We start from the raw sequence: 19,125 nt of genomic DNA, 5'->3' as shown, positions 1-19,125 counted from the left end.
TGACAGGGATTCTGGACACTAGATTGGTCCACGCGCAAACACTTGCACCGGGCGGAATTTTGCCTGTACTAGGGAATGCCTTTAGCCTAAGGAGATGTGTTTGATAGCCTGGTAACATCCCGGAACAGGGGAGTACGCTAGACTAGGTGAAATTCACCATGTTTTGGCCGCTTTTAGCCAATCCACGGGTTACGGGTAAACTTACCTGTGGCACTGGGAAAATGCCTGTCAAGACGTGCAGACAGGCAAATAACGAGTGGTCGGGGTAGGCAATACTGGCCACGTTGCCACTAACATTTGCGCGCAAAAAAACACCGAACCCACAACGGACTCGGTGTTTTTTAGTTAATATCAGATTTAGATCAAGCCCATCATAGAAGCAAATGGTGGTACAACGATATCAACAACGATTGAGATAACAACAACGGCGATAGAAGCCATGGACCCCTGGATAGAACCAAGTTGTAAGGCCTTAGCTGAACCAACCGTGTGCCCTGCAGTACCTAAACCAAGACCGGCACCGATTGGGTCGCTGTTAACACGGAAGAACTTAACGAGCCAGTCACCCAAGGCGTAAATGATAACGGCGTTGAGGATGCAGGCCATCGCAGTAACGGCTGAGTTACCACCGATAGCAGTCGCAATAGGCATCGCGATCGCGGTCGTGGCAGCTTGTGGCATCATGGAAGCAATACCAACGTTGTCCAAGCCGATAAGCTTTGAAACGTAGTAGATAACGAACAGGGAAATGATCAACCCAACGATCAGGGAAAGAACGATTTCCAACCAGAACTTCTTAACAACGTCATTCCGACGGTACAGTGGAATAGCGAAGGCGATAGTAGCTGGGTTCAAGAACCAGAAGATAATGTTACCACCTGGTAAGTATGCGGACTTATAGAAAGTAGCCGTGTCTGTACCGAATGCCTTAGCAAACAGGAACAGAATGAAGATCCCTAAGACCATCCCAACGAACAGAGGTTGGAATAAGAAGAAACCTTTACCGATCTTGAACAACCATTGACCGAATAAGTAAACAACTAATGATAGAAAAATACCAAATAAAGCGTTACCGGCAGAAGCACCAGCGGCGTTAGTCCCTAACGCATCACCGAGCCATTTGCCCCAAACTGCCATATGGGCGGTTCCAGTTAATGTAATCATAAATTTTCATCCTTTTCTAGTGAAAGTAGTAGCAGCCGACGAAATTATTCTTCGACGTTAACGTCACGATGGAAGACGTTCTTCCGAAGCCAGATGAATCCGGCAGTCGTGTAAGCCACAACAACCAGCAGGACAATCGTTGCAATTAAAATAACAACAACCAGTTGAACCCCTTGCGCCTTTAAGATGTCCAGGCTAGCAGCTAATTGGATACCTGAAGGAACGAACAGGAAGGCAATTAAACTGATCATGAAGTCCCCAAATTTTTCAACGTTGCGTAACTTAACGATGTGGGAAGCCAATAAAATGTAAAGGATTACCAAACCGATAACAGGCGTTGGAACTGGGAATGTTGCTGGGAACAACGGGGAAATTAGGCTGGAAACAAACAGGATTGCGGCGAAGATCCCCATTTGAATTAAGATGGGTGAAGCTTGTTCTTCTTTAGCCGTTTCTGTCTTTGTTGCTTTATCATTAGCAGCCAATAGAAAAATCTCCTTTCGAAATACAAACCAAAGTGACGGACGACTGGAAAGGTTTCACAAGGAAATAGGATAAATAGCTTGGACACAAATGAAATGTGAAACCTTTCTCAATGGCACAAATCCATTATATGGCTTTTGCGCGATTTGCACAAGATAAATCTTTGGATTTTAGGCTTTTGTCTGTATACTTGTGCACGAAATCACCTGATTGGATAGAAAGGAAACGCTTACATGAACTTTATGAATTATTTCTTTATTCACAAGGGTTGGGAATAACCGCTTGTGAATTGTCAGAGGATGCGCGTGAAAGATTGATTTTCGCTAACGACTCCGAAATCGCGGTTGTGTTTGATTTCAGAGATTTGTATAATTAGCAAAAGAGCTGTAATGAAAGAAAGAGGACACTTCAATGAAATTTGAGATTATTGTTAGCTTATTTGCTACCATGATTATCTCCGCGGTCCTAACCCCGTTTGTACGCCGCTTTGCGTTTCAAATTGGTGCGGTGGATAAACCTAATCAGCGGCGAGTCAACAAAGTTCCGATGCCGACGCTGGGTGGCCTAGCTATTTTTATTGCGTTTACGTTTTCGACGATGTTCTTACTGCGCGACCAAATGCCGACCCAACAGCTGTGGGGGCTGTTCGGTGGCGAGTGTATCATCGTGGCAGAAGGGATGATCGATGACGTCTTTGAGTTAAAGCCGAGACAAAAGATTCTGGGACAGCTGCTGGCCGCCCTGGAAGTCTACTTTGTGGCTGGCGTGCGGATGCGTTACCTAACGCTACCATTCGTGGGTGTCTGGCACTTTGGTTGGTTAGCGTTGCCCATCACGCTGCTATGGATCGTGGCCATCGTCAACGCAATCAACCTGATCGACGGGCTGGATGGCCTGGCGACCGGGGTGTCGATCATCGCGTTGACCACGACCGGGATTACGGGCTTGTTCTTCTTGAACGTGGCCAACACTTGGGTGGCCATCATGATCTTTGCGCTGGTGGCCGCCATGGTCGGCTTCCTGCCGTATAACTTCTTCCCAGCGCGTATTTATTTGGGAGACACCGGCGCACAGTTCATCGGCTTCATGATTGCTTGTTTCTCCCTTTATGGACTGAAGAACGTCACCTTTATTTCCGTGATCATTCCCGTGATTATCTTGGGAGTACCCATCACGGATACGGTCTACGCCATGATTCGGCGAATTTTAAATCGCCAACCGATTTCCCACGCGGATAAGCATCACTTGCATCACCGCTTGATGCAGCTGGGATTGACTCACCGGCAAACGGTACTGGTCATCTACGGAATTGCCTTGATCTTCTCGTTCATTTCCTTACTGTACCCGCTGTCAACCATTTGGGGATCCGTCCTACTGACGATTGCCATCTTGATTGGGCTGGAGCTGTTCGTTGAGGCCATCGGCTTGGTCGGGTCCAACCGCCAGCCGCTACTGCACTGGATCAATCGTATCGTACAAAAATTGACATCAAAAAATTCAGATTAACTGGCGTCGTTTATTTAGACGCATCAAAAACGCCTGTCGGGTTGCTTAGCGCAATTCGACAGGCGTTTTTTGGGTTGAGATTGAAGGCGGTAATCCGTCTAGTTCAGGTACTGGTTAAAGAAGCTAGTCAGCTTCGTGAATGGAATCAGATCATGGTTGACGCCACCGTCGTACAGGTCCGTGTGTACGGCACCAGGGATAGTCATAAATTCCTTATTAGCCGTATACTTTGAATCGGTCGTCATCTTTTTAAATTCATCCTTGCTGAAGTAGTAGGAGTGAGCCTTATCGCCGTGGACCATCAGGACAGCGCTGCGGATTTCGTTCGAGTACTGGTTGATGGGTTGGTTGATGAAGGACATTGTGCCAATGGTGTTCCAGCCATCATTAGAGTTGACGGAACGGGCGTGGTAGCCGCGGTCGGTCTTATAATAAGCGTTGTAATCACGGATAAATTGGGGGGCATCGTCTGGCACGGGGTCCACCACACCACCAACGCGTTGGTAGCGACCACTCTGGTAGTCAGCGGTGCGTTGCTGGTTCAAGGCAACCTTCATCTTGTGCCGTGCCGCTTCGTTGTCGTCGGCGTCAAAATAGCCGTTGGCGTTGACCCGACTCATATTGTACATGGTCATAGTGGCAGTTGCCTTGACGCGAGTGTCCAGCGCGGCAGCGTTCAGGGCCATGCCACCCATACCGCAGATACCAATCATACCGATTTTTTCGGGATCAACGTTGGGTGCACCGAGAGAAAATCAACGGCCGCTTGGAAATCTTCGGTGTTGATGTCAGGAGACGCCATGAAGCGGGGCTGACCGGCACTTTCGCCGGTAAACGACGGGTCAAAGGCAATCGTCAAGAAGCCTTTTTCGGCCATGGTCTGTGCGTAGAGGCCGGAAGATTGTTCCTTGACCGCGCCAAAGGGACCACTGACGGCGAGCGCAGCCAGTTTACCGGTAGCGTTCTTGGGGGTATACATGTCGGCGGCCAAGGTAATGCCGTAGCGGTTGGTAAAGGTAACCTTTTGGTGGTTAACTAAATTGCTTTTTGGAAAAACCTTATCCCAGTCAGTGGTGAGGGTTAATTTTTCGTTAATCATATCATCTAACTCCTTTTCTATTGGTGAAATTGATTGGCAAGAAAGTCGAGACAGTCGATTTGCTGCTCGGTTTGACGTAAGGTTTTCAGTAGCTGACGGCGGTGTTGTTGGAGAAGGCGTTGTAGACCAACCTGGTCGTCACGATTAAGCGAGGCGAGGAAGGCCTGGGTCGTGGCGGTGCTACAGCCGGCGTCGATGAGGTTTTGCTGAATCAGTCCTAAGCGGTCATTGGCATTAGTCATGGGGGCTCCTTTCTTGACTGTGATTACAGTTTACCTGCACGACACGATTATGTATAATACTTAATAACGATAACCAGTTATGCTTTTTCAGAATAACTAGAGAGGTGAGTAAATGGAAATCAGGGTGCTCCGGTACTTTGTTGAGGCGGCCAGGCAGGCAAGCATCACCCGGGCGGCCGAAGCGTTGCACGTGTCGCAGCCTACGCTGTCCAAACAATTAAAGGGATTAGAGGATGAAATAGGCAAACAGTTATTTCGGCGCGATAATTACGGCATCAAGCTAACGGAAGCTGGAAACTTGATGCGCAAACGGGCGGAAGATATTCTGGCGATGGTGGATAAGACTAGCGCTGAGTTTGCGGCCCTGACGACGCTGACGGGTGGTGACATCTACATTGGCTGTGCGGAATCCCAGCTGATCCATTATCTGGCGGAAGCCATCAGTCGGTTTCGCCAGCAATATCCGGACTTACGGTTCCATCTAGTCAGCGGAGATACGGAATTGGTAACTGACCGGTTGGACCGGGGATTGGTCGATCTGGCGGTTATCGTGGAGCCACCTAGTCTGGAACGGTACACGTATTTAGAAGTGCCCGGAGCGGACACCTGGGGCGTAGTCATGCGCCAACAGGATCCACTAGCGCAAAAGGCTGTCATCACACCAGCCGATTTGCGGGGACAAGCCGTGATTTGCTCGGAACAGTCGATTCAAAATGACATTCCACGGTGGGCGGGGGATGAGACTTTGGATTTGAATTTGATTGGGACGACGAATCTATCGTTCAACGGCTCCGTCTTCGTGCGTAGCGGGTTAGGTGTCGAGCTGACCTTTAAAGGCCTCTGCGATACCAGCGCTGAGAGTGGGCTGACCTTCCGCCCCTTGGCACCAGAACTGAAGACGAAGATGTATATCATTTGGAAGAAATACCAGGTCTTCACGCCAATCGCTGAAAGCTTTGTGAAGCAGCTGCAAGTGGACTTTGCGGATTGAATGGGCTGGCGGTAATCAGTATCAAGGTCTAAAGGTTGCAAGTTTAAAAGTAGCTAAATTTATGGTGACACCAGGGTTTACAGGGATAAATTTAGTCTTTGAACGCACCTTGCTCTGTGCTGGCCACCTTACCGTTCGCCAAATTTGGACCGTGACGCTGTGGGAAGGACCGGTCGAAGCCAAAAGGCGGTCTTCAACCTCGCGGCTGAGTCCAAATTTAGCTCACTCACGGCTACGTGACAGGTTGCCTACTAATGTGGATGAACGTTGCCATTTCAGAAATTTCCTTGCAAATTTTGCGGGTAATCTCTGACTGCTACAGATGGCGGTGTGGACTAATTTCATGTTCACAATCCTTGTCAGCTGAGTATTATCAGGTGTTTTTGTACTTGCAACCTTTAGATTGAGACAATGCAAAAGGCGCCAATCTGCTGGAGAGAGCAGGTTGGCGCCTTTCATATATGGACAATTGTGAACAGGTTGTAAGTAGCGTTAACGGACTGATTTCTGGAACGACAGTGTTCTGTCTACTAATATGTTAGTGAAAGCAAGTGCTTGTGTCAGCCAGAGATTCTGCCTGCTATCTGGGACTAAGCCGACTGCTAGTAGCACGTACTCTTGTAGCCGAGAGTTCGCCAAATATGGGTTCAGCCGTGGGAGTCTCCTTAGCGGCGCGTTTCATGCCGCTTAGGAGACTGGCGTCTTGGAGACGTGGGCCATCGGCTCAAAGCGAGGCCGAGACCGCTTTTCAGGCTCGGTCCGGTCCGCCCACCGCGTTCCGACCCATATTTGGCGGACGGTAGGCGACCAGTCCCCACTACGGGGCTGTAAACGACTAAGTTTAACGGCATGAACCGTGTGGTGACAATGGTTCATGTCGATTTCAATCTTTAGTTGTGGCAATATCAGTCATCGCTCCGGCTGCTGGCGTTGATTTCGACCGGAACCTCGTTGTAGGCGATGTCGCCGAGCTTGAGAGTCAGCCGGTCACTCAGCAAATTGGTAATGGCCGTTTGCGTTGCCGCGACGTCCGCGAGGTCCACGGCAATCGTGATGGCGACCTGATCGGTATAACTGGTGTCCAAGATGGCGATGTTATTTTCCGTCAGGTAATGGTTGAGCCGGTCAAAGTGGGGGTAGTCCACGGTCAGCGTCATGGCTTGTTGGCGGACCAATTTGACCACGCCGACCGCTTCGATTGCCGTGGAGGTGCTATTGCTGTAGGCGCGGATCAACCCGCCGGCGCCCAGCTTGATGCCCCCGAAGTACCGGGTGACGACTGCAATGACGTTGTGCAGGTGATTACGCTGTAGCACCGTCAGAATGGGGACGCCCGCGGTCCCAGAGGGTTCACCGTTGTCACTTTCCCGTTGGATCTCGTCGTGTTCACCAATCAGGTAGGCCCAGCAGTGGTGGGTCGCCTTAGGTTCTCGGGCAGTGACGGCGGCGATGAAAGCCTTGGCCTCATCCTCAGACGTCACGCGGCCCAGATCGCCAATGAAGCGTGATTTTTTGATTTCCAGCTCGTGGTTGCCGCTGGCTTGAATGGTTAAGTAATCAGTTTCCATTTAAAAACACCTTTCAAAAAAATATCGGCTCGTTATTACGGAGTTATCTATAGAGACACCTAGAGGAGGAAGATGGATGACAGACAAGGAAGCGTTTTTTGGTCGGCAACTCCCGTTTCGTGCGGCGCCTGCCCCTGATCTCACGGCCACGCCTGCGCTCAAGGCGCTGGGGTCCCGGTTGCAATGTCAGCGCTGTGGCCACTGGTTAGGGCCCACGGATCGGTTGGCCAATCAGGCCTGGTATTGCCGGCAATGCCTACAGTTGGGGCGCTTGACCTCTCAGCATAAATTATACACTATTCCTGAGCCGAATCAGTTACCAAAGTTGGCCAATGGTGGGCTGACCTGGGATGGTGAACTGAGCGCCCAGCAGCAGGTGGCGGCCCAGTCCGTATTGGCCCACGTCCAGTCGCAGACGAATCACTTGTTGTGGGCAGTCACCGGCGCGGGGAAGACGGAAATCGTGTACCCGGCGCTGGCGTGGGCGTTGGGTCAGGGCTGGCGGGTCGCTTGGACCTCGCCGCGAGTCGATGTGTGTCTGGAACTGGCGCCCCGACTTCAGTCAGCCTTTGCGGACGTGCCACAGACCGTGTTGTATGGGAATCAGCCGCAGCCTTACCGGTATTGTCCACTGACCATTTGCACGACACATCAGCTGCTGCGGTTTCAAGCGGCCTTTGACCTGATCGTGGTTGATGAGGTCGACGCCTTTCCGCTGGCCACCAGTCCCATGTTAAAACGCGCCATCGATCATGCCCAGAAGCCCACGGGTTGTCACTTGCTACTAACGGCAACGCCTGGTGAGGGCTTGCAAAAACGCGTGGCCCGAAAGACGTTGGCGGTGACCTACGTGCCGTTGCGCTATCACGGCCATTTGTTGCCGCAAATCGATTTGCAGATTGCCTGGCGGTGGCGTGAGCAGCTGGGGCATGGCAGATTACCGTTGCGGCTGATTCGGCAATTGCGGGCGTATCAACAGGCCGGTCAGCGCTTCTTGTTGTTCGTGCCACACGTGGCCGATTTGGCGCTGGTGGATCGAGCGTTACACCGGGCCGGCATTGCTGGCGGGGTGACGGTTCATGCGGCTGATGAGTCCCGCCAGGAAAAGGTCCAAGCCATGCGTGATCGTCAGGTCTCATTTCTAGTGACGACAACGATTTTGGAGCGCGGTGTGACCTTTCCCAACGTGGCGGTCGTGATCTTAGGTGGGGACGACCCGGTCTTTTCCACGGCCGCGTTGGTGCAAATTGCCGGCCGGGTCGGTCGAAGCGCCCAATTTCCCACGGGCGAGGTGACCAGCTACTGCCACAGCTATACGCGACGGGTGCGGTTGGCCCGGGGGATGATTGCCCGTCTGAATCTGCAGGGCCGGCGTCAAGGGGGCCGACCATGAATGCGTGTGTCTGGTGTGGCCGCCGTCTCGGGGGCGTGGTGACAGTCAGCCAGCTCTGGCGCTGGGGCCCGTTGATCAGGTCGGCGGTCTGTCGAGCGTGTCAAACGCGCCTGACACCCATTTCCAGTCAGCACTGTCCGCAGTGTGGCCGCCAGCAAACGGATGAGACCGTCTGTCGGGATTGTCAGCGCTGGTCGGGGCGGCCACTGGTCAATCACGCGGTATACGTCTATGACGCGGCGATGAAGGCGTACATGCAGCAGTACAAATTTCAGGGGGATTATACGCTGCGTCGGGTCTTACAGGAACCGTTGCGCTTGGCTCTGGCCAAAGAGACCTACGACGTGTTGGTGCCAATTCCGGTGGATCAGGCGACCTGGCAGCAGCGGGGCTTCAATCAGGTCACCGGCTGGCTACAGACCCAACCCTTTCAACAGGCGTTGTTGGTCCAAGCCACGCGCAAGGCACAGCCGCAATCGGCTAAGGACCGGGCGGCACGGTTGCGGACAGCCCAGCCCTTTACCTTGGCGCCCAATGCCGCGTCACTCCTGACAAATCGCCGGGTTTTACTGCTAGATGACGTCTATACGACGGGGCGGACGTTGCGCCATGCCGCCGATCAAATTTATTTGGGTGGGGCGAAAGCGGTTACCAGCCTGACATTAGCGCGTTAGTTGCCCCGAAAAAATAATTAGATTAATTGTTTCTGGTAGGGCTTTCTATTATAATAAGTGTAAGCAAAGCATATTAGAAGAGTGGTCCTTCTAATGCTGAGCAAGCCAAGTGATCTCTTGGCTGAAGGGAGAGAAGTTTTATGCTCACATTTAATATTCGTGGTGAAAACATCGAAGTTACTGACGCAATACGGGATTACGTTGAAAAGCGTATCAGCAAGTTGGAGAAATATTTCGACAACAATGTTGAGGCAATTGCGCATGTCAACCTGAAGGTCTACCAAAACAAGACAGCGAAGGTTGAAGTAACAATCCCACTCCCATACTTGACATTACGGGCAGAGGAAACCTCTCCGGACTTATATGCAAGTGTTGACTTGGTTACGGACAAGCTGGAACGTCAAATTCGCAAGTACAAGACCAAAGTCAACCGTAAGTCACGGGAGAAGGGATACAAGAATCTCGACTTCTCACCAGATACTGACAGTGACAAATCAGCTGACAGTAACGAATTAGAAGTTGTCCGCACCAAGCGCGTTTCGTTGAAGCCAATGGATAACGAAGAGGCCGTCTTACAAATGGACATGCTAGGCCATGACTTCTTTATCTATGAAGATGCTGAAACCAATGGTATCAGCATCGTCTACCGCCGCAATGACGGTCGGTATGGTTTGATCGAAGCCGATAATCAAGATTAAGTAAGTTTAATTTACGAAGCGCCGCGTGCCTGCGGTGCTTTTTTTATGGCCTGTGGTAGGCTACAGGCAGGTGACATCTAGATTTAATCTGCACGCAATCAGGGGCTAATCTCGAACTGGTATGCTAGTCGGAAGGTCATTTTCTGAAAAATGGCGAAACAGATAAAGGTTTAAACTAATTTTGTTAACCCCATTTGTAGTTGCTATCACGCCAAAGAAACCGCTTCACTGTGCGGCGGCTGTGGAGATTTGTTTCATCTTGGCCCGGATAGTGGTAAAATGTAGGTTGATTTATTGCAAATAAATGGGTAACTTTAAATAGACTTACTAAATGTACTGAAGGGAATTCTCACATGGCAAATATTTTGAAACGATGGGTCGAAAGTGATCGCCGGACTTTACGACGCCTCAGTAAATTAGCGGACCAAGTTGGTGCTTACGCTGACGAGTACGCAGAACTTTCAGACGACGATTTGAAAGCAAAAACGCCTGAATTTAAGAAGCGTTATCAAGACGGCGAAACGTTGGACGATTTACTGCCTGAGGCTTTTGCGGCTATCCGTGAAGGTGCCAAGCGGGTCCTCGGTCTCTATCCTTTCCACGTGCAGATCATGGGGGGAATTGTGCTTCATGAAGGGAACATTTCCGAAATGAAGACCGGTGAAGGGAAAACCTTGACCGCCACGATGCCCGTGTACCTGAATGCCTTAGCGGGTAAAGGGGTTCACGTGGTTACGGTTAACGAATACCTGTCTGCGCGGGACGCAACTGAAATGGGTGAACTGTACACTTGGATGGGCTTGACGGTGGGGTTAAACTCCGCTGAAAAGTCTCCTGAAGAAAAGCGCGAAGCCTACAATGCGGACATCACTTATTCAACCAACGGGGAAATCGGGTTCGATTACCTGCGGGATAACATGGTGGTGTACAAAGAAGATATGGTTCAACGACCATTGAACTTTGCGATTGTCGATGAAGTTGACTCCATCTTAATTGATGAAGCCCGGACGCCATTGATTATTTCTGGCCAATCCGAAGGGACAAGTGCCCTGTATCAACGGGTTGACCGTTTCGCAAAGACGCTGCACGAAAAAGACGACTTTAAGATCGACCTGGAATCCAAGACGGTGGCGTTGACCGACACCGGGATTGAAAAGGCCGAAAAGTACTTCAACTTGAAGAACTTATATGACACGGACAACACGGCCTTGACCCACCACATGGACCAAGCGCTGCGGGCCAACTTTATCATGCTACGCGATAAGGATTATGTGGTACAAGATGGTGAAGTCTTGATCGTTGATTCCTTCACTGGGCGGGTCATGGACGGTCGTCGTTACTCTGACGGCCTGCACCAGGCCATTGAAGCCAAGGAAGGCGTCGAGATTCAAGAAGAAACCAAGACCATGGCCAACATTACGTACCAAAACTTATTTCGGATGTACAAGAAGCTCTCCGGGATGACTGGGACGGCCAAGACCGAAGCTGAAGAATTCCGGGAAATCTACAACATGGAAGTTATCACTGTGCCGACCAACAAACCGGTCGTCCGGGTCGATCAACCTGACTTGCTGTACCCAACTCTGGAATCCAAGTTCAACGCGGTCGTTAAGGAAATCAAGACGCTGCACGCCAAGGGGCAACCGATGTTGATCGGGACCGTGGCCGTGGAAACGTCCGAATACCTGTCACAACGGTTGGATCAGGAAAACATCCCTCACGTGGTCTTGAACGCGAAGAACCACGCCAAGGAAGCCGACATCATTCAAAATGCCGGTCAAAAGGGTGCTGTTACCATCGCCACCAACATGGCTGGGCGGGGGACCGATATCAAATTGGGACCCGGCGTGGTTGAAATTGGTGGATTGGCCGTTATCGGGACTGAACGTCACGAATCACGGCGGATCGATAACCAGCTTCGTGGACGTTCCGGTCGTCAAGGGGACCCTGGTATGACGCAATTCTACCTGTCCTTGGAAGATGATTTGATGCGGCGATTCGGTTCTGACCGAGTCAAAGCCTTCTTGGAACGGATGAACGTGGATGGCGAAGATGCCGTTATCCGGAGTCGCATGATCACCAAGCAAGTGGAATCCGCCCAAAAGCGGGTTGAAGGGAACAACTATGATTCCCGGAAGAACGTCTTGCAATACGATGATGTGATGCGCCAACAACGGGACGTCATTTATGGCGAACGGAACCAAGTCATTAACCAAGACAAGTCATTGAAGTGGGTCTTAATGCCAATGATCAAACGGACCGTTGACCGGGTGGTTAACTTGCATACGCAGGGTGACCAATCCGATTGGGACTTGGATACCTTACTGGACTTCGGGATTTCCGCGATGGTTTCCCCAGACAAGATTAGTTTGGATGACTTGAAGGGCAAGACCGCAGACGAGATCAAGGCCTTCTTCATGGGCTTAGCCGAAGACGTTTACGCTGAAAAGCAAAAGCAACTGTACGATCCAGCACAAATGCTAGAATTCGAAAAGGTTGTGCTCTTGCGTTGCGTGGACTCTCATTGGACCGACCACATTGATGCCATGGACCAATTACGACAATCAATTGGGTTACGGGGTTATGGTCAGTTGAACCCGTTGGTTGAATACCAACAAGACGGATTCCGGATGTTTGGGGAAATGATCTCTGACATCGACTACGACGCCACGCGCCTGTTCATGAAGTCTGAAATTCGACAAAATATTACCCGATAAACGGGAACGGACGAGGCGGAAGAGATTCTTTCGCCTCGTTTTTGTGAAAAGAGTGGGACCAAGGGCGCCAGCTTCTTAACTAAAGGTTGCGAGCTTGAACGGAAGGTAGTCCGTGCTGTCCGCCTTACCGTTCGCCAAATTTGGACCGTGACGCTGTGGGAAGGACCGGTCGAAGCCAAAGGGCGGTCTTCAACCTCGCTTCGAGCCGAAAGTCGCGTCTCGAAGACGCCAGTTTCCAAGCAGACCACTTGCAAACTCCCACGGCTGAGTCCAAATTTAGCTCACTCACGGCTACGTGGTAGATAACCCATTACTGTAGATGAACATTGCCATTTCAGGGAAGTTTCGGCTAACTTTGTGGGTGATTTCTGACAGCCATAGGTGATGGCGTAGATTGATTTAATGCCTTTACGCCCGGTCGGCTAAGCAAAAACAAAACTGGTTTAATTGGCGAACAGCAACGATTCGTCTCACTGGACATACACCATTGGTCGTGGGAATAATATAGTTGTTGTTAGTCTTCGAATTAAGGTAATGCTCAGGAGAATAACAAGCTCGCCGGAGTCAATCGGTGACCGATTATGGTCGAGAAAGTCCCGTAATTTGGTAGCGCTGGGGCTAATCAATTCTAGATGATAAGCACTACCGTAACCGATAGTTCGCTAGATGTGCGTTCAGCCGTGGGAGTCCTCCAAGCGGTGAAGTTTGCCGGTTGGAGAACTGGCAGTTTGGAGACGTGATTTTCGGCTCCGAACTGAGGGTCGAGGCCGTCCTTTGGCTCGGCCCGTCCGCCCACAGCGTCCCGACTCATATCTAGCGAACGGCAAGGCGGCCAGCACACACTGTGTCGGATTAAAAAATAACTTAAAAAGGAGCCAACAAACATGGAACTAAGCGATGCGAAACGCGAAATCACTGCCATGAAAGAACAACTCACCGGCTTTAGGGGGTCACTTTGACTTTGATGCCCTGAACGAAAGCATCAGTGTCAATGAGGGTCAAATGGCCCAACCCGGCTTTTGGGATAACGCCCAGGCCGCCCAGAAGTTGATCGACGAGACCAACGAAATGAAGAAAAAAGTTGAGGAATATCAAAAACTGTCTGACCAGGTGGATGACCTAGAAGTCGCCTTGGAATTATTGCAGGCCGAGCCGGACGCCGATATGCAAGCCGAGTTTGAAACCGACTTCGCGGCGGCCAAGAAAGCCTTACAGCAGTACAGTTTAAACATGTTGCTCAACCAAAAATACGATCGGAACAACGCCATTTTGGAAATCCATCCGGGCGCTGGGGGGACTGAATCCCAGGACTGGGGCGAGATGCTCATGCGGATGTACACACGCTGGGCGGAACAGCACCAGTTCAAGGTCACCGTGCTGGATTACCAGGCGGGGGATGTGGCTGGCCTGAGCAGTGCCACGTTGCTGATTGCGGGGCACAACGCTTATGGTTACTTGCGCTCTGAGAAGGGGGTCCACCGGCTCGTGCGGATTTCGCCGTTCGATTCGGCTGGGCGGCGGCACACGTCGTTTGCATCAGTGGATGTCTTACCCGAACTGGATGATTCCGTGGACGTTGAGATCAATCCAGCTGACTTGAAGGTCGACGTTTATCGGGCTTCCGGGGCTGGGGGCCAACATGTCAACAAGACGTCATCGGCCGTGCGAATCACCCACTTGCCAACGGGTATCGTGACCCAAAGTCAGGCCCAACGGTCGCAGTTACAAAACCGACAGACGGCGTTGGGGATGTTGCGGGCCAAATTGTACGAACGTGAAGAAGAGAAAAAGGCCGCTGAAAAGGCCAAGCTGGAGGGCGACCAGATGGATATTGGCTGGGGCTCACAGATTCGCTCCTACGTCTTCCATCCGTACACCATGGTCAAGGACCATCGGACCAACTACGAAACGGGGAACGGCCAAGCCGTCATGGATGGCGACCTTGATCCGTTCATTGACGCTTACCTGCAGTGGCAGTTAAGTCAAAAGAACCCGGACTAATGCGGGGTGAAACACCTATTACTGCCAATTGATGATTAAAATAATGATTGTATGGGTAACGCGAATGTCGTGTTACCCATTTTTATTTCATGATATACTGGGAACAGCTATCTTTTCAGGAAAGGTGTCGATTTCATGCGGACATTTATTGCTTGTAGCACTTACCTGCTGCAGCCGCTGGTTTGGCTGGCGATTTTACGCGTTTGGCTGACCAGTCGCGCGCGGATCAAGTCCGAGCGTCATGATTTTGGAAGTGCCGTTTACAGCGACCACTTCGAACTGCGTCATATGCTGACTCAGGGGGTCGTGTTGGGCCTGGGTCTATCAGTGATCAACCTGGTGATGGGCTTCAGCCTGCCGTTACTCTGGGTCATCATCTACGAAGGCCTGTCGATTCTCACGTTGGTGGTGTTACCAACGACGATTTTGCCGTTGACGCTGATCGTAGTCACCACGGCGTTGACGGTCTTGGGGGGGCCTTACATAACGGGGAAACCGGACCTGTCGGCAATCGGCCTCAATTGGTCAACGGTCGCGGGTGCCAACTATTTGTGGCTGGCCGTCGTATTCTTCCTCTTGTTGGGGCACTGGGTGGCGCATTATGGCGGCCGCTTTGCGAGTCCCAAGATCTATGCCAAGCAGCGGGGTAAACGGATTGCGGGTTATCCGTGGCGTGAGTTCTTAGTGCTGCCGATGGTCACGCTGGTGCCAGGGGACTGGTTGACCAGTCAATGGGCCTTTTGGCCAGTCTTTCATTTTCAAGGAAAAAGTTTTGCCATTTTAGTGATTCCACTGATCTTAGGCCTGCGCTGGACGGTCTTTCGGCAGGCGCCACGAGCCGTGTATCGGCATTTATCCAAGCAGTTCATGTGGTTAGGCGTGGCCGCGGCAGCCTTCTGTGGCTGGACCATGGCGCGCCCGGCCGATTCACCTTACCTATTAATCGTCCTGTTAGTTGGTTATGCGGTTATCCTATGGCGAGCTAAACGCTATGATGAACGCCAACAATTCTGGTATTCTCAGGTCGATGATGGTGTACGTGTCCTAGCGATTCGCCCGCAGACGCCAGCTGTAAAAATGGATCTGGCGGCCGGCGATATTATTTTAGAGTGTAACCATCGTCCCGTGAACAGCGAAACGAGTTTTTATGAGGCCCTCCTCGCCAACCCGGCGTATTGTCATTTGCGCGTGCGGGATATGAATGGCGAGTTAAAGATGACGGAAACAGCTATTTATTCTGGGGCACCGCACGAAATCGGAATCGTTTTATTCAGAGATCAGGAGGGGTAAATCTATGAGTCGAGTCCTAGTCGTCGATGACGAGCCCGCAATTGTGACGTTGTTGCAGTACAACTTGGAGCAAGCGGATTTTCAAGTTGTCACCGCAATTGACGGTGAGCAGGCGTTAAATTTAGCGTTACACGAAAAGTTTGATGTTATTCTGTTGGATTTAATGTTGCCCAAATTGGATGGGGTGGAGGTGACCAAGCGTCTCCGCCAAGAGAAAATTAAGACCCCAATCATCATGGTGACGGCTAAGACTGGGGAATTCGATACAGTCTTTGGCCTGGAACTCGGCGCGGATGATTACATCACCAAGCCATTTAGCCCACGAGAGGTGATTGCCCGGATAAAGGCGGTCATGCGGCGAACGCACGACGATGAACCGCAAGAGCAGGCCCCTAGTAAGGTGGACCATCGCCTGCAGGTCGGGGATCTGACCATCGATCAGGACAAATTTCAGGTCAAACGCGGCGACAAACCGATCGAATTGACGCCCAAGGAATTTGAATTACTGCTATTCTTCGCCAAGCGTCCCGGCAAGGTCTGGAGTCGTGAGCAACTGTTGGAAGGCGTTTGGGGCTTTGACTATAGTGGTCAGACACGGATGGTCGATATTCACGTTTCACATTTGCGAGAAAAAATCGAACGCGACCCCAAGCATCCCGTTTTACTGAAGACGGTCCGTGGCTTCGGTTACACGTTTGAGGCCCAGCCATGATCCGGCAACTGGCCGTGGCATTTGTCGGGCTCGGTGCAGTGAACACGTTGCTGGTGTGGGGGGTACGCGCACCTCACGTGGCGTTGGCAACGCTGGTGGCGTGGTCAGTCGCGTTGCTGGAAACGGTGGTGCTCGGCTATGGTTACCGGTGGTTGACACAACGGATCGCCATTTTGACCAAGAAAGTCGAGGGGATTCGCCACGAAGAAACGCCGGCCCACGTGTTGTTGTCGCCACATGATCCGTTCCAGCAGTTGGCCTTGCAGATCAATTATCTGCAGACACAACAACGTAAGGCGCGGCGGGACATGGCCAGTCAGAATCAGGAATTTGCGACGTTGTTGGATTACCTACCGATTGGCGTGATGGTCATTGACCGTTACCGCAAAGTTGAGTTGGCCAATCCCGCGATGGAACAATTCTTGCAACGCCAGATTTCACCGCGGCGGCACCCGTTTACCCAAGACGTGCAGCAGTTTGAGCTGGCGAGTCTGATCAACGCAGCGCTAAATGATCGACAGACGCAGCACAAGACGTTGAAGCTACCAGGTGTAGTCAAGGAGCGAACGGTTGACGCGCGCGCCATCTACACGGCAACTTCTCAGGACTATTTCCAAGTATTGGTCTTGCTCTATGACGTCACGGAGGTGTACGCCGTCGAACAGATGCAGATGGACTTCGTGTCTAATGCCTCACATGAGTTAAAGACACCGGTCACGGCTATCTCGGGCTTTGCCAAGACGTTGTTGGCGGGGGCTAAGGATGACCCCGAGAAATCAGTCGAGTTCTTAAAGATCATTGACCAGCAGAGTGAACGGCTGGTGGAATTGATCAACGACGTCTTGACGATTTCACACATCGAGTCGGGCAATGCCGTCGAAGTCGCCGAAGTACCGGTCGGCCAGGTGATTGCTAGTCAGGTGGCCTTGTTGACGCCACTAGCAGCGGTCAATGCCGTGACGCTAGTCAATCAGGTGCCCACCACGTTAATGGCAGTCACCGACCAGCACAAGTTCGACCAGATCTTGAAGAACGTGTTGAGCAATGCCATCAAGTACAATCGGCCCCAGGGCACGGTCACGTTGACGAGCAAAGTCACGCCTAAATCGTGGACCCTCACGGTTGCGGACACTGGAATCGGTATCGCCCCCCAAGACCAATTGCGGGTGTTCGAACGCTTCTACCGAGCGGACGTCTCGCATTCCAACCAGTTGGTCAGTGGTAGTGGTTTAGGCCTAGCCATCGTGCGCGAACTGGTCCAATCATTAAATGGCAAGATCGACTTACAAAGCACCCCCGACGTCGGCACCCAGGTCACGATGACCTTTCCGGTGGCCTAGTTGGTGATGTGCGAACTAAAAAACTATCAGGACGTAGCCAGGGGATGGTTGCGTCCTTTTGCTTAAACGGATTAAATTCATGCGCGACGCCTCGTTTTGAGGCGGAAGACCGCTCTTTGGTTGGAGGTGTTTGCTCATGGCAGACGGAAAAACCGGCAGCCCCAGGCAGTGATTTGGTTAGCGCCAGGTGCCGATTTACCTAAAAATGATCGCCACCCAGCATGATTTCGACAAAAATTAGCCTGATACGGGATATATTTACACAACCTTTACAATACGTCTACATGACATTTACATTGATTCGGTATACTAAATTTTGAAATGGTTGGGCCAATGACGCGCAGCCAATTTAGGAGGTTACGGTATGTCGAAAAAACGCTGGGTGCAGGGCCTGGTCTTGGTGGTGCTGGTGGCATTGGGAGTCTTTGCCTACCAAACACGGCAGGTCAGTCACGCGGGAGAATCCATTACCGCGGTGGGCTCAACTGCGCTCCAACCCTTAGTTGAAGCCGCCGGTGAGCAGTATACGGGCGAACACCTGGGCACGTTCATTAACGTGCAGGGTGGTGGTACGGGGACTGGTCTCAGTCAGATCCAAGAGGGCGCCGTGCAAGTCGGAAATTCCGACCTCTTTGCCGCCGAACAAAAGGGGATTCGAGCAGACGAGCTGGTCGATCACCGGGTCGCGGTCGTGGGGATTACCCCGATTGTGAACAAGCGGGTAGGCGTGCAGAATCTCTCGACACACCAACTGATTCAAGTCTTCACGGGTCAAGTGACCAACTGGAAACAAGTTGGCGGCGCTGACCTCCCCATCGTTTTAATCAACCGGGCGCAGGGAAGTGGGACTCGGGCCACCTTTGAACAGTTTGGACTGAAGAAACACCGGTCGAAAACGGCCCAAGAACAAGATTCTTCCGGGATGGTCCGCTCAATCGTGGCGACCACGCCGGGAGCTATTAGCTACGTGGCTTTTTCTTACGTGGATCGGACCGTGCAGGATGTGTCATTGAATCACGTGGCGCCCACGGAAGATAACGTGACTACAAATAAATGGCCAATCTGGTCTTATGAACATTTATACACGAAGGGTCAGCCCACGGGCTTAACCAAGAAATTCATTGCTTACGTCCAGTCTCCCGCCATTCAAAAAACATTGGTCCGCCAACTGGGGTACCTTTCCCCAAATCAAATGTCGGTGGAACGCGATGCAACGGGACACATTACCAAGACGGGAGGCGCGTAGG

General features: G+C 51.6%; 16 protein-coding genes and 1 pseudogene. 12 read left to right on the top strand and 5 right to left on the bottom strand.

All coding sequences use genetic code 11. The features are described 5' to 3' along the window. Positions 1-357 precede the first annotated feature (357 nt). Both lrgB and NGM66_RS02945 read right to left on the bottom strand, forming a co-directional pair. Positions 358-1,164 carry an antiholin-like protein LrgB gene (gene lrgB, locus NGM66_RS02950; RefSeq protein WP_135367473.1) on the bottom strand — a complete coding sequence of 269 codons (807 nt, stop codon included), beginning with the start codon at positions 1,162-1,164 and terminating at the stop codon, positions 358-360. 44 nt (positions 1,165-1,208) lie between these two features. Next, the gene (locus NGM66_RS02945; protein ID WP_125765725.1) at positions 1,209-1,577 is read right to left on the bottom strand and encodes a CidA/LrgA family protein; all 369 of its coding nucleotides are present in this window, start codon (positions 1,575-1,577) and stop codon (positions 1,209-1,211) included. 182 nt (positions 1,578-1,759) lie between these two features. Here NGM66_RS02945 and NGM66_RS02940 point away from each other — a divergent pair, with 182 nt between their 5' ends. Together NGM66_RS02940 and NGM66_RS02935 are read left to right on the top strand one after the other, a co-directional pair. Then, the gene (locus tag NGM66_RS02940; RefSeq protein WP_258115371.1) at positions 1,760-2,023 is read left to right on the top strand and encodes a hypothetical protein; all 264 of its coding nucleotides are present in this window, start codon (positions 1,760-1,762) and stop codon (positions 2,021-2,023) included. A 35-nt stretch (positions 2,024-2,058) separates the two neighbouring features. Next, a complete protein-coding gene (locus tag NGM66_RS02935) occupies positions 2,059-3,153 on the top strand; it encodes a glycosyltransferase family 4 protein (protein ID WP_208910529.1) in 1,095 nt (364 codons plus the stop codon). Between the two features lie 98 nt (positions 3,154-3,251). Here NGM66_RS02935 and NGM66_RS02930 read toward each other — a convergent pair. After that, positions 3,252-4,249, bottom strand: a pseudogene (locus NGM66_RS02930) (alpha/beta hydrolase). Between the two features lie 20 nt (positions 4,250-4,269). Beyond that, positions 4,270-4,494, bottom strand: a complete 225-nt coding sequence (locus NGM66_RS02925) for a hypothetical protein (RefSeq protein ID WP_208910528.1) — start codon at positions 4,492-4,494, stop codon at positions 4,270-4,272. 112 nt (positions 4,495-4,606) lie between these two features. On the opposite strand from NGM66_RS02925, the gene NGM66_RS02920 reads away from it, so the two are divergent. After that, positions 4,607-5,485 (top strand): LysR family transcriptional regulator, encoded by an 879-nt coding sequence (locus NGM66_RS02920; RefSeq protein WP_208910527.1) that lies wholly within the window; start codon positions 4,607-4,609, stop codon positions 5,483-5,485. Positions 5,486-6,390: 905 nt separating this feature from the next. Here the strand turns inward: NGM66_RS02920 and NGM66_RS02915 are convergent. Further along, complete coding sequence (locus tag NGM66_RS02915) at positions 6,391-7,053, bottom strand: YigZ family protein (protein ID WP_208910525.1); 663 nt, start codon at positions 7,051-7,053, stop codon at positions 6,391-6,393. Between the two features lie 76 nt (positions 7,054-7,129). On the opposite strand from NGM66_RS02915, the gene NGM66_RS02910 reads away from it, so the two are divergent. The 9 genes from NGM66_RS02910 (at position 7,130) to NGM66_RS02870 (ending at position 19,124) form a co-directional block, all read left to right on the top strand. After that, a complete protein-coding gene (locus tag NGM66_RS02910) occupies positions 7,130-8,446 on the top strand; it encodes an ATP-dependent helicase ComFA (protein WP_208910524.1) in 1,317 nt (438 codons plus the stop codon). Then, complete coding sequence (locus NGM66_RS02905) at positions 8,443-9,120, top strand: ComF family protein (protein ID WP_208910522.1); 678 nt, start codon at positions 8,443-8,445, stop codon at positions 9,118-9,120. The genes NGM66_RS02910 and NGM66_RS02905 overlap by 4 nt, the downstream gene beginning before the upstream one ends. A gap of 140 nt (positions 9,121-9,260) precedes the next feature. Then, positions 9,261-9,818, top strand: a complete 558-nt coding sequence (gene hpf / locus NGM66_RS02900) for a ribosome hibernation-promoting factor, HPF/YfiA family (protein ID WP_208910515.1) — start codon at positions 9,261-9,263, stop codon at positions 9,816-9,818. Positions 9,819-10,171: 353 nt separating this feature from the next. Then, positions 10,172-12,535 (top strand): preprotein translocase subunit SecA, encoded by a 2,364-nt coding sequence (secA, locus tag NGM66_RS02895; RefSeq protein ID WP_208910514.1) that lies wholly within the window; start codon positions 10,172-10,174, stop codon positions 12,533-12,535. A gap of 884 nt (positions 12,536-13,419) precedes the next feature. Continuing rightward, a protein-coding gene (prfB, locus tag NGM66_RS02890; protein WP_208910513.1) for a peptide chain release factor 2 occupies positions 13,420-14,536 on the top strand; the annotation gives its coding sequence in 2 pieces (ribosomal slippage) (positions 13,420-13,491 and positions 13,493-14,536; 1,116 coding nt in all). Between the two features lie 135 nt (positions 14,537-14,671). Then, the gene (locus NGM66_RS02885) at positions 14,672-15,826 is read left to right on the top strand and encodes a PDZ domain-containing protein (RefSeq protein ID WP_208910512.1); all 1,155 of its coding nucleotides are present in this window, start codon (positions 14,672-14,674) and stop codon (positions 15,824-15,826) included. Between the two features lie 4 nt (positions 15,827-15,830). Further along, complete coding sequence (locus tag NGM66_RS02880; protein WP_208910511.1) at positions 15,831-16,538, top strand: response regulator; 708 nt, start codon at positions 15,831-15,833, stop codon at positions 16,536-16,538. Then, on the top strand, positions 16,535-17,878 hold the full coding sequence (locus NGM66_RS02875; RefSeq protein ID WP_208910509.1) for a sensor histidine kinase: 1,344 nt from the start codon (positions 16,535-16,537) through the stop codon (positions 17,876-17,878). The genes NGM66_RS02880 and NGM66_RS02875 overlap by 4 nt, the downstream gene beginning before the upstream one ends. A 364-nt stretch (positions 17,879-18,242) precedes the next feature. Continuing rightward, the gene (locus NGM66_RS02870; protein WP_208910508.1) at positions 18,243-19,124 is read left to right on the top strand and encodes a phosphate ABC transporter substrate-binding protein; all 882 of its coding nucleotides are present in this window, start codon (positions 18,243-18,245) and stop codon (positions 19,122-19,124) included. The last annotated feature ends 1 nt before the right edge of the window (position 19,125 follow it).

Source organism: Levilactobacillus yiduensis, assembly GCF_024718525.1.
Lineage (GTDB): Bacteria > Bacillota > Bacilli > Lactobacillales > Lactobacillaceae > Levilactobacillus > Levilactobacillus yiduensis.
Note: the sequence above shows the minus strand (reverse complement) of the source record. Positions and strands in the feature narration are given on the sequence as shown.